The organism is Pseudoxanthomonas sp. GW2, assembly GCF_000283075.1.
GTDB lineage: Bacteria > Pseudomonadota > Gammaproteobacteria > Xanthomonadales > Xanthomonadaceae > Pseudoxanthomonas.
The window spans coordinates 1-11,331 of sequence record NZ_ALIP01000037.1; the positions used below are offsets into that span (position 1 = coordinate 1).

General features: G+C 71.6%; 6 protein-coding genes. 5 read left to right on the forward strand and 1 reads right to left on the reverse strand.

The annotated features are described in order from the left end of the window. Positions 1-67: 67 nt before the first annotated feature. Complete coding sequence (locus B351_RS0103145) at positions 68-1,129, reverse strand: LacI family DNA-binding transcriptional regulator (RefSeq protein ID WP_019397601.1); 1,062 nt, start codon at positions 1,127-1,129, stop codon at positions 68-70. A 109-nt stretch (positions 1,130-1,238) separates the two neighbouring features. Here B351_RS0103145 and B351_RS0103150 point away from each other — a divergent pair, with 109 nt between their 5' ends. The 5 genes from B351_RS0103150 to B351_RS0103170 all read left to right on the forward strand — a co-directional run bounded on the left by B351_RS0103150 (position 1,239) and on the right by B351_RS0103170 (position 11,250). Then, positions 1,239-3,437 carry an alpha-glucuronidase family glycosyl hydrolase gene (locus B351_RS0103150; protein ID WP_019397602.1) on the forward strand — a complete coding sequence of 733 codons (2,199 nt, stop codon included), beginning with the start codon at positions 1,239-1,241 and terminating at the stop codon, positions 3,435-3,437. Further along, positions 3,434-5,446: a sialate O-acetylesterase gene (locus tag B351_RS0103155; RefSeq protein WP_019397603.1), complete on the forward strand. Its 2,013-nt coding sequence runs from the start codon at positions 3,434-3,436 to the stop codon at positions 5,444-5,446. The genes B351_RS0103150 and B351_RS0103155 overlap by 4 nt, the downstream gene beginning before the upstream one ends. Then, positions 5,443-6,699, forward strand: a complete 1,257-nt coding sequence (gene manD / locus B351_RS0103160) for a D-mannonate dehydratase ManD (RefSeq protein WP_019397604.1) — start codon at positions 5,443-5,445, stop codon at positions 6,697-6,699. The genes B351_RS0103155 and manD overlap by 4 nt, the downstream gene beginning before the upstream one ends. Positions 6,700-6,727: 28 nt before the next feature. Then, positions 6,728-8,467, forward strand: coding sequence for a glycoside hydrolase family 43 protein (locus tag B351_RS0103165; protein ID WP_019397605.1), 1,740 nt, complete (start codon positions 6,728-6,730; stop codon positions 8,465-8,467). A 101-nt stretch (positions 8,468-8,568) separates the two neighbouring features. Continuing rightward, entirely contained in the window at positions 8,569-11,250 is a 2,682-nt protein-coding gene (locus B351_RS0103170) for a glycoside hydrolase family 3 C-terminal domain-containing protein (RefSeq protein ID WP_407059575.1), read from the forward strand. Positions 11,251-11,331: the final 81 nt, after the last annotated feature.

An 11,331-nucleotide genomic window follows, 5' to 3' on the forward strand; every position in this document is an offset into this window, starting at 1 on the left:
GCGAGACCCGAGGCCGCGAACTGGAGCAGATGCAGGGATGAGCGGGCCGATGGGCGCCGGCCGCCTGTCAGTCGCGGGTTGCCGGCGGGGCCACCGAGTCCCGCCGGACCAGCTCGTGGGCGACCACGTGGTCGACGACCATGTGCACGTCCTTCTCGCGGCGGCTGATCGCGCGCACCAGGATGTCCATGGCCGAGTCGGCCATCGAGGCGATGGGCTGGCGCACGGTGCTCAGCTCCGGCCATACCGTGGTGGCGGCGGAGGTGTCGTCGTAGCCGACCACCGACAGGTCGCGTGGCACGTCCAGGCCGCGGCGGTGCGCGACCGAGACCACGGCGGCGGCCATGTCGTCGTTGCTGGCGAAGATCGCGGTCGGCGGCTTCTTGCGCGCCAGCAGCTTCTCCGCCGCCTCCAGCCCGGAGCGGTAGGTGAAGTAGCCTTGCTGGACCATGCCGGCGTCCAGGCTGATGCCGGCCGCGGCCAGCGCCGCCTGGAAACCCTCGAAGCGCCGCGCGCTGGCGGTCTGGTTGGGATGGCCCTTGATGAAGCCGATCCGGGTATGGCCCAGGCCGAGCAGGTATTCGGTGATCTCGCGGCTGGCGCGGAAATCGTCGATGCGCACGTGCGAGACGTCGTCGCCGAAGCGCGCCGAGGCCAGCGCCACCACTGGCACGTCGGCGCCGACCAGTTCCGAGACCACGGCCTTGGATTCGCACAGCGGCGGCGGCAGCAGCACGCCGGCGACGCTGCGCGCCAGGGTGCGGGCGGCGGCGCGCTCGGCCTCGGCGTTGAGGCCGTCCCAGCTGTCGACCACCAGCTGCACCGCGGTGCGCGCGGCGCCGCGCAGGGCGCCGACCAGCAGCTCGCTGAGGTAGGCGCCGGACGGGTTGGTGTAGATCAGCGCGATCCGCGTGCCCTGCGCCGCGGCCAGCGAGCGCGCCGCCAGGTTCGGCGTGTAGCCCAGTTCGCGCACCGCGCGCATCACCTGCTCGCGGGTCTCCGGGCGCACGTTGGCGTTGCCGTTGATCACCCGCGACACGGTCATCGGCGAGACCTCGGCCGCCGCGGCCACCTCGTGGATGGTTACCGCGCGTCCCTTGCGGCGTGCGGACTTGCTGCTGGTGGCCAATGGCGTTCCCTCCCCATGGACTGCGGCCCTGCCGCGCTCTGTGGTTCCCGCCCGCGCCCGGCCCGGGTGCGGGCACGGGCCATGGCCCGCGACAACCGGAAGTAGAAGAGTGATATCGATAGCACGATCCGCGTCTGCAAAACATCCCGCGCGTCCCGGCCTGCTGGGGCTACTGGCGCTGCTGCTGACCTGGCTGCTGGCGCTGCCGGCCGCGGCCGAGGACGGCTATGACCTGTGGCTGCGCTACCGGCCACTGCCGGCGCCGGTGCTCAAGCAGTACCGCGACCAGGGCACGCAGCTGGTGGCCCCGGCGGACACCGCGACCCAGCGCGCCGCCCGTGACGAACTGGTGCGCGGCCTGTCCGGCCTGCTCGGGCGCGCGCCGGCGCTGGCCGCGCAGGCCCGGCGCGACGGCGCGATCGTGGTCGGCACCCCGGCCTCGCTGCCACAGCTGGCGGCGCTCCAGGGCGAACTGGAAGGCCTGGGCGAGGAGGGCTACCTGATCCGCAGCACCCGCATCGACGGGCGCGCGGCCACGGTGGTGGCGGCCAACACCGACATGGGCGCGCTGTACGGCAGTTTCCACCTGCTGCGCCTGGTGCAGACCGGGCAGCCGCTGGCCGGGCTGGACCTGCGCGAGGCGCCGAAGGTGAAGGTGCGCGTGCTCAACCACTGGGACAACCTGGACCGCTACGTCGAGCGCGGCTATGCCGGCGAATCGATCTGGGACTGGCACAAGCTGCCGGACTGGCTGGACCCGCGCTACACCGACTACGCCCGCGCCAATGCCTCGGTCGGCATCAACGGCACGGTGCTCAACAACGTCAATACCAGCGCGCTCGCATTGACACCGATGTACCTGGAGAAGGCGGCGGCCCTGGCCTCGGTGTTCCGCCCGTACGGCATCAAGGTCTACCTCAGCGCCCGCTTCAGCGCGCCGATCGAGATCGGCGGCCTTGCGACCGCCGATCCGCTGGATCCGGCCGTGCGCCAGTGGTGGAAGGACAAGGCCGACGAGATCTACCGCACCATCCCCGACTTCGGCGGCTTCCTGGTCAAGGCCAATTCCGAGGGCCAGCCCGGCCCGCAGGACTACGGCCGCAGCCATGCCGACGGCGCCAACATGCTGGCCGAGGCCCTGGCCCCGCACGGCGGCATCGTGATGTGGCGCGCGTTCGTGTACTCGCACGAGGAACCTGACGACCGCCACAAGCAGGCCTACAACGAGTTCGTGCCGCACGACGGGCGGTTCGCCGACAACGTACTGGTGCAGGTGAAGAACGGCGCGATCGACTTCCAGCCGCGCGAGCCGTTCCATCCGCTGTTCGGCGCCATGCCCAGGACGCCGCTGATGATGGAGTTCCAGATCACCAAGGAGTACCTGGGCTTCGCCACCCACCTGGTGTACCTGGGCCCGCTGTACGAGGAAGCGCTGCGCGCCGATACCCATGCGCGCGGCCCCGGTTCGACCGTGGCGAAGATCGTGGACGGCTCGCTGGAGGGGCACGCGCTGACCGGCATGGCCGGCGTGGCCAACATCGGCGTGGACCGCAACTGGAGCGGCTCGCACTTCGACCAGGCCAACTGGTACGTGTTCGGGCGCATGGCCTGGGACCCGCACGCCGGCGCCGAGGACATCGCCCGCGACTGGGCGCGCATGACCTTCTCCACCGACCCGGCCGTGGTCGAGCCGGTGGTGTCGATGATGATGGGCTCGCACCAGGCGGTGGTCGACTACATGACCCCGCTGGGCCTGCACCACCTGATGGGCCGCGGCCACCACTACGGCCCGGGTCCGTGGGTCGAGGGCGGTCCGCGCGCGGACTGGACCTCGGTCTACTACCACCGCGCCGACGCGCGCGGCATCGGCTTCGACCGCACCGCCAGCGGCAGCAACGCCGTGGGCCAGTACGCGCCGCCGGTGGCAGCGCAGTTCGGCAACCTCGACACCGTGCCGGAAGAGTTCCTGCTGTGGTTCCACCACGTGCCCTGGGACCACCGCATGGCCTCCGGCCGCAGCCTGTGGGACGAGCTGGTGCTGCGCTACGACCGCGGCGTGGACTACGTGCGCGGCATGCGCCGTACCTGGGCCGCGCTGGAGGGCAAGGTCGATACCGAGCGCCACCACCAGGTCGCGGTGTTCCTCGGCATCCAGGAAAAGGAAGCAAAGTGGTGGCGCGACGCCAGCATCGCCTACTTCCAGACCTTCTCGCAGCGCCCGCTGCCGGAAGGCGCGGCGCCGCCGCCGCACGACCTGGAGTACTACAAGTCCCTGCAGTTCCCGTACGCACCCGGAGACGGCAAGTGAGCCCAACCAAGCTGATCCATCTGGCCGCCGCGCTGGGCCTGGCCCTGGCGCCGCTGGCCCAGGCCCAGGACACCACCACGCCGGCCGCCCCGCTGCTGCATTCGCTGTTCCAGGACCACGCCGTGCTGCAGCGCGACCAGCCGCTGCGGGTGTGGGGCCGCGCCGAGCCCGGCGAGCAGGTGAAGGTGGAGATCGCCGGCAAGCGCGCGCGCGTGCGCGCCGGCGCCGATGGTCACTGGGAAGCGAGCCTGCCGGCGCTCAAGGCCGGCGGCCCGTACGTGCTCACCGCCCAGGCCGGCCAGGCCCGCCAGGTGGTGTCGGACGTGATGGTCGGCGACGTGTGGCTGTGCTCGGGGCAGTCGAACATGGAGCTGCAGGTGTGGCGCTCGCTGGACGCGCGCGCCGAGATCGCCGGCGCCGGCAACGACCGCATCCGCCTGCTGACCGTGCCGCAGGTGGCGCAGGTGGAACCGCAGCGCGGGTTCAGCGAGCCGGTGGCGTGGAAGCCGGTGGATCCGGATTCCGTGCGCGACTTCTCCGCGGCCTGCTACTTCTTCGCCCGCGAGCTGCAGAAGACCGTGGACGTGCCCACGGGCCTGGTCAACGCCGCCTGGGGCGGCTCGCGCATCCAGGCCTGGACCAGCGCACGGCAGCTGCGCACCCTCGGCCGCTACGACGCCGAACTGGACGTGCTGGAGCGTTACGCGCGCGATCCGATGGAGGCGGTCGGGGCCTGGGGCGAGCTGTGGCAGGGCTGGTGGTCGGGCCGCCCGGGCGTGGCCGCCGACGACCGCCCATGGGCGCCGGGCACGCCGGCCGGGCAGTGGCGCCCGGCGCCTGCCCAGCTCGGCGCCTGGGAGAAGTGGGGCGTACCGGAACTGGAAGCCTTCGACGGCATGGTCTGGTACCGCACCACGGTGGAGCTGAGCGCCGAACAGGCCGCGCAGGACGCGGTGCTGGCGCTGGGCCCGGCCGACGAGATCGACACCACCTGGGTCAACGGCCGCGCCGTCGGCAGCACCTACGGCGCCGGCGGCGGCCGCGAGTACCGCCTGCCGCCGGGACTGCTGCAGGCCGGCACCAACACCGTGGTGGTCAACGTGCTGGACACGTACCGCGACGGCGGCCTGGCCGGCCCGGCCGAGGCACACGCGCTGGTGCTGGCCGACGGCACCCGGGTGCCGCTGGCCGGCGGCTGGCAGTACCGCGTGGTCCCGCCGGAGCTGGGCACGCCGCCGCGCGCACCGTGGCAGAGCGCCGCCGGCCTGTCCACGCTGTACAACGGCATGATCGCCCCGCTGGGCGGCTATGGCCTGCGTGGCGCGCTGTGGTACCAGGGCGAGTCCAACACCTTCGAGCACGCCATCTACGCCGACCTGCTGCGCGCCCTGCGCAGCGACTGGCGCCGCCAGTTCGGCGCGAAGCTGCCGCTGATGATCGTGCAGCTGCCCAACTTCGGCACCCCGCCGACCGCGCCGGGCGAGAGCGACTGGGCGAACATGCGCCAGGCGCAGAAGCAGGTGGCGGACGAGGACCCGGGCACCGGCCTGGTGGTCACCATCGACATCGGCGACCGCTACGACATCCACCCCACCAACAAGCAGGAGCTCGGCCGCCGCCTGGCCCGCGCCATGCGCCATCTGGCCTACGGCGAGAAGCTGGCGCCGGCCGGCCCGGTGCCGGAGTCCGCCAGCCGCAACGGCGACGCCATCGTGGTGTCCTTCGCCCAGGTCAGCGGCAAGCTGGCCGCGTACGGTGCCGAAGGCCCGATCGGCTTCGAGGTCTGCGGCAGCGGACCCGGCTCCTGCCGCTGGGCCAGCGCCGAGCTGTGGAACAACCGCGTGACCCTGCGCGCCCCCCGTGCGCACGAGGCCACGCGCGTGCGCTACTGCTGGGCCGACAGCCCGGTATGCACCCTCTACGACCGCGACGGCGGCGGTCCCGGCCTGCCGGCCGGTCCCTTCGAAATCGCCGTTTCCCCCATGCCCTACGACGACCACGCACGATGAGCAGCCAGATCCCCACCGAAACCACCACCCACGGCTCGAAGAACGACCGCGAGATCGTCGATGCCAAGGTCATCGTCACCTGCCCGGGACGCAACTTCGTCACCCTGAAGGTCACCACCCGCTCGGGCGTGTACGGCCTGGGCGACGCCACCCTCAACGGCCGCGAGCTGGCCGTGGCCTCGTACCTGCAGGACCACGTGGTGCCCAACCTGATCGGCCGCGACGCCGGGCGCATCGAGGACATGTGGCAGTTCCTGTACCGCGGCGCGTACTGGCGCCGCGGCCCGGTCACGATGAGCGCGATCGCCGCGGTCGACGTGGCGCTGTGGGACATCCTCGGCAAGATGGCCGGGTTGCCGCTGTACCAGCTGCTGGGCGGGCGTTCGCGCGAGGGCGCGCTGGTGTACGGCCATGCCAACGGCCGCGACATCGCCGAGGCCTCCGACGCGGTGGGCCGCTTCATCGAGCAGGGCTTCCTCGCTGTGCGCGCGCAGTGCGGCGTGCCGGGGGTGAAGAAGGCCTACGGCGTGTCCTCCGGCCGCGCCTACGAGCCGGCCGAGAGCGAGCTGCCGGCCGAGACCGTGTGGAACACCCCGCGCTACCTGGAAGTGGCACCCAGGCTGTTCGAGCAGCTGCGCCGCGACCACGGCCCGGACGTGGAACTGCTGCACGACGTGCACCACCGCCTGACCCCGATCGAGGCCGCGCGCCTGGCCAAGTCGCTCGAGCCCTACCGCCTGTTCTGGCTGGAGGATTCCACCCCGGCCGAGAACCAGAAGTCGTTCGAGCTGATCCGCAAGCACTCGGTCACCCCGCTGGCGGTGGGCGAGGTGTTCAACTCGATCTGGGACTGCAAGCACCTGATCGAGAACCAGCTGATCGACTACATCCGCACCACCATCGTCCACGGCGGCGGCATCACCCACATCCGCCGCCTGGCCGACTTCGCCGCGCTGCACCAGGTGCGCACCGGCTTCCACGGCGCCACCGACCTGTCGCCGGTGACCATGGGCGCGGCCCTGCACTTCGACACCTGGGTTCCGAACTTCGGCATCCAGGAGTACATGTTCCACACCGACGAGACCGACGCGGTGTTCCCGCACGACTACGTGCTGCGCAATGGCCGCCTGTACGTGGGCGACACCCCGGGCATCGGCGTGGACATCGACGAGAAGCTGGCGGCGAAGTACCCGTATTCGCCCAAGCAGCTGCCGATCGCGCGCCTGGAAGACGGCTCGATGTGGGACTGGTAAGGCACACAGGACAAAAAGGGAGCAGACCATGAGCAAGCGCAGCGCCGGCCGTCCCGGCACCCCCCTCCGCCTGATCGCCGCGGCCGTGGCCGCGCTGGCGCTGTCCGCCTGCGGCGGGCGCCAGGCCGGACCGGAGGCCGGCGCCCGGGCGGCGGAAGCGGCACCGGCGTACTTCGACTGGTTCGAGTACACCGGCCGCGACGCTGCGTTCGAGGCGCCGCTCCCGGAGGGCAGCTTCCGCAACCCGGTGCTGGCCGGCTTCCACTCCGATCCCAGCATCACCGCGGCCAACGGCAAGTTCTACCTGGTGGCCTCGACCTTCGCCTTCTTCCCCGGCATCCCGGTGTTCGAGAGCGAGGACCTGGTGCACTGGAAGCAGGTCGGCAACGCGATCCACCGCCCCGGCCAGCTGGACTTCGACGGCCTGGGCATGTCGCGCGGCGTGTTCGCCCCGGCGATCGAGTACCACGACGGCACCTTCTACGTGGTCAATACCTCGGTGGACGCCGGCGGCAACTTCTTCGTCACCGCCAAGGACCCGGCCGGCCCGTGGTCGGACCCGGTGTGGCTGCCGACCATCGGCGGCATCGACCCGTCGCTGTTCTTCGATGACGACGGCAAGGTCTACATCCTCAACAACGACGAGCCGGAAGGCCCGGCGCGCTACGACGGCCACCGCGCGATCTGGCTGCAGGAGATCGACATCGCCAGCGGCAAGCCGTTCGGCCCGCGCAAGGTGCTGATCGACGGTGGGGTGAAGCCGGAGGAGAACCCGATCTGGATCGAGGGGCCGCACATCTACAAGGTCGACGGCTGGTACTACCTCAGCTGCGCCGAGGGCGGCACCGGCCCGCAGCACTCGCAGGTGGTGCTGCGCAGCCGCGACGTGTGGGGCCCGTACCAGCCGTACCCGGGCAACCCGATCCTGACCCAGCGCGAGCTCGATCCGGAGCGTCCGCTGCCGGTCACCAACGCCGGCCACGCCGACCTGGTCCAGGGCCCGGACGGCAGCTGGTGGGCCACCTTCCTGGCCAGCCGCAACTACGGCCGCGACCACTACAACACCGGACGCGAGGCGTTCCTGCTGCCGGTGCAGTGGAAGGACGGCTGGCCGCGGATCCTGGAGCCGAACAAGGAAATCCCGTACGTGCTGCCGGGGCCGTCATTCATGAAGAAGCCGGCCGACCAGGCGCCGATGAGCGGCAATTTCACCTGGCGCGACGAGTTCGACACGGTCGGGCTGGGCAAGGGCTGGATGACCCCGCGGGTGCCGAAGACGCAGTGGTACGACGGCAGCTCGCGCCCGGGCTGGCTGGCCATCCACCCGCTGCCCGAACGCCTGGACGCCAAGACCAACATGGCCTTCTACGCCCGCCGCCAGCAGCACCTGGTGTTCGAGGCCAGCACCGCGCTTGAGCTGCCGGCGCCGGGCGTGGCCGCCGGCCTGGCCGCGTTCCAGGGCGACGACCACTGGTACTTCCTTGGCGTGCGCCGCGGCGGCCAGGGCGCGGAGGTGTTCCTGGAGAAGAAGGCCGGCGGCGGGGTCGAGGTGGTGGCGCGCCAGCCGGCGTCCGTGGAAACGGAACTGCTGACCCTGCACATCGAGGGCAACGAGGGCCGCTACGGCTTCGGCTTCGATGCCGGCGACGGCCGCGGCGTGCAGTGGCTGGTGCGCGATGCCGACGGCACCATCCTCAGCACCGACGTGGCCGGTGGCTTCATCGGCGCCACCCTGGGCCCGCACGCGCGCCTGGAAACCGCGCGCTGAGGCCCCGTAGCACCCATCCCCGAACCTGAGAGGAGCGAGTCATGGACGCCAACAACGCAACCGCCCGCTACGCCCCCGCCCGCGGCCGCCTGCGCCGCCGCATGCTTGCCCGCGGCTGCGCGCTCGCCCTGCTGGCGGCGCTGCCCGGCGTCCAGGCCCAGCCCGACGAGGCGCGGCCGTGGCTGGACACCTCGCTGGGCTTCGAGGAGCGCGCCGCCGCGCTGGTCTCGCGGATGACGCTGGAGGAAAAGGCCGCGCAGATGCAGAACGACGCCCCGGCGATCGAGCGCCTGGGCGTGCCGCAGTACGACTGGTGGAACGAGGCCCTGCACGGCGTCGCCCGCGCCGGCGGGGCCACCGTGTTCCCGCAGGCCATCGGCATGGCGGCGAGCTTCGACGTGCCGCTGATGGACCAGGTGGCGGCGGCGATCAGCGACGAGGCCCGCGCCAAGCACCACGAGTTCCTGCGCAAGGGCGAGCGCGGCCGCTACCAGGGCCTGACCTTCTGGTCGCCCAACATCAACATCTTCCGCGACCCGCGCTGGGGCCGCGGCCAGGAGACCTACGGCGAGGATCCGTTCCTGACCGCGCGCATGGGCGTGTCCTTCGTGCGCGGCCTGCAGGGCATGGACCCGGAGACCGGGCAGCCGCTGGATCCGAAGTACCGCAAGCTCGACGCCACCGCCAAGCACTTCGCCGTGCACAGCGGCCCGGAGGCCGACCGGCACACCTTCGACGTGCATCCGACCAGGCAGGACCTGTACGACACCTACCTGCCGGCGTTCGAGGCCCTGGTGAAGGAAGCCGACGTGTACGCGGTGATGGGCGCCTACAACCGCGTCTACGGCGAGTCGGCCAGCGCCAGCCGCTTCCTGCTGCGCGACCTGCTGCGCCAGCAGTGGGGTTTCGACGGCTACGTGATGTCCGACTGCTGGGCGATCGTGGACATCTGGAAGAACCACAGGATCGTGGAGACGCCCGAGGAAGCGGCCGCGCTGGCGGTGAAGAACGGCACCGAACTGAACTGCGGCAGCACCTACGCCCAGAACCTGCCGGTGGCGGTGCGCAAGGGCCTGATCAGCGAGGCCGAACTGGACGACGCCCTGACCCGGCTGTTCGTGGCGCGCATGCAGCTGGGCATGTTCGACCCGCCGGAGCAGGTGCGCTGGGCGCAGATCCCGTACTCGGTGAACCAATCGGGCAAGCATGATGCGCTGGCGCGGAAGATGGCACAGGAATCGCTGGTGCTGCTGAAGAACGACGGCATCCTGCCGCTGCCGAAGGACATCCGCCGCCTGGCCGTGGTCGGCCCCACCGCCGACGACACCATGGCCCTGCTGGGCAACTACTACGGCACCCCGGCCGACCCGGTGACCATCCTGCGCGGCATCCAGGAGGCGGTGCCGGGCGTGGAGGTGGTGTACGCGCGCGGCGTGGACCTGGTCGAAGGCCGCGACGACCCGGCGGCGACCCCGCTGATCGAGCCGCAGTACCTGCGCCCGGCGCCGGGCTCCAACGAGCGCGGCCTGCGCGGCGAGTACTTCCGCAACAAGGACCTGTCCGGGCAGCCGGTGCTGGTGCGCGTGGACCCGCAGATCGCGTTCCGCTGGGACCGCGGCTCGCCCACCGACAACCTGATGGCCCGAGGCGAGGCCGGCCCGGACAACGCCGTGCCCAACGACGGCTTCAGCATCCGCTGGAGCGGGCAGCTGCTGCCACCGGTGAGCGGCCGCTACCGGATCGAGGCCGCGGCCAACGACGGCATGCGCCTGTACCTGGACGGCAAGCTGGTGCTGGACCACTGGGAGGACGCCGAGCGCCTGCGCGCCGACAGCGTGAGCCTGGACCTGGAAGGCGGTCGCGCCTACGACATCCGCCTGGAGTACTACGAGAACGAGCGCGACGCCGCGGTGCGGCTGGCCTGGGAGCGCCCCGGCGCGCAGCCGCCGTTCGAGCAGGCGCTGGAGGCGGCGCGCAGCGCCGACGCGGTGGTGTTCGTCGGCGGCCTGACCGGCGACGTGGAAGGCGAGGAGATGAAGGTCGACTACCCGGGCTTTGCCGGCGGCGACCGCACCGACATCCGCCTGCCTTCGACCCAGCAGAAGCTGCTGGAGGCGCTGCACGCCACCGGCAAGCCGGTGGTGGCGGTGCTGACCACCGGCTCGGCCCTGGGCATCGACTGGGCCAAGCAGAACCTGCCGGCGATCCTGCTGGCCTGGTACCCGGGCCAGCGCGGAGGCAACGCCGTGGCCGACGTGCTGTTCGGCGACTACAACCCGGCCGGGCGCCTGCCGGTGACCTTCTACAGCGCCGACGAGCAGCTGCCGCCGTTCGACGACTACTCGATGAAGGGCCGCACCTACCGTTACTTCACCGGCAAGCCGCTGTTCCCGTTCGGCCATGGCCTGTCCTACACGCGCTTCGGCTATTCGGCGCTGAAGCTGGATCGCAAGCGTGCTAGCGCGACCGACGAGGTCGCGGTCAGCGTCACCGTGAAGAACGAGGGCAAGCGAGCCGGCGACGAGGTGGTGCAGCTGTACCTGGCGCCGCTGCAGCCGCGGCGCGAGCGCGCGCTGAAGGAGCTGCGCGGCTTCCAGCGCGTGCACCTGCAGCCGGGCGAGTCGCGCACGTTCAGCTTCAGCATCGTGCCCGAGCGCGACCTGCGCGTGTACGACGAGGCCGCCGGCCGTTACGTGGTCGACCCGGGCCGCTACGAAGTGCAGGTCGGTGCCTCCAGCGCCGACATCCGCATGCGCGCGCCGCTGGAGGTGGTCGCGCGCTGATGGCTCGTGCCCGCCGCCTGTTCTCTCCGCTGGCGGCGGGCGCCAGGCGGCCGGGCCGGCTTCCCTGCCGGGACCGGCCCC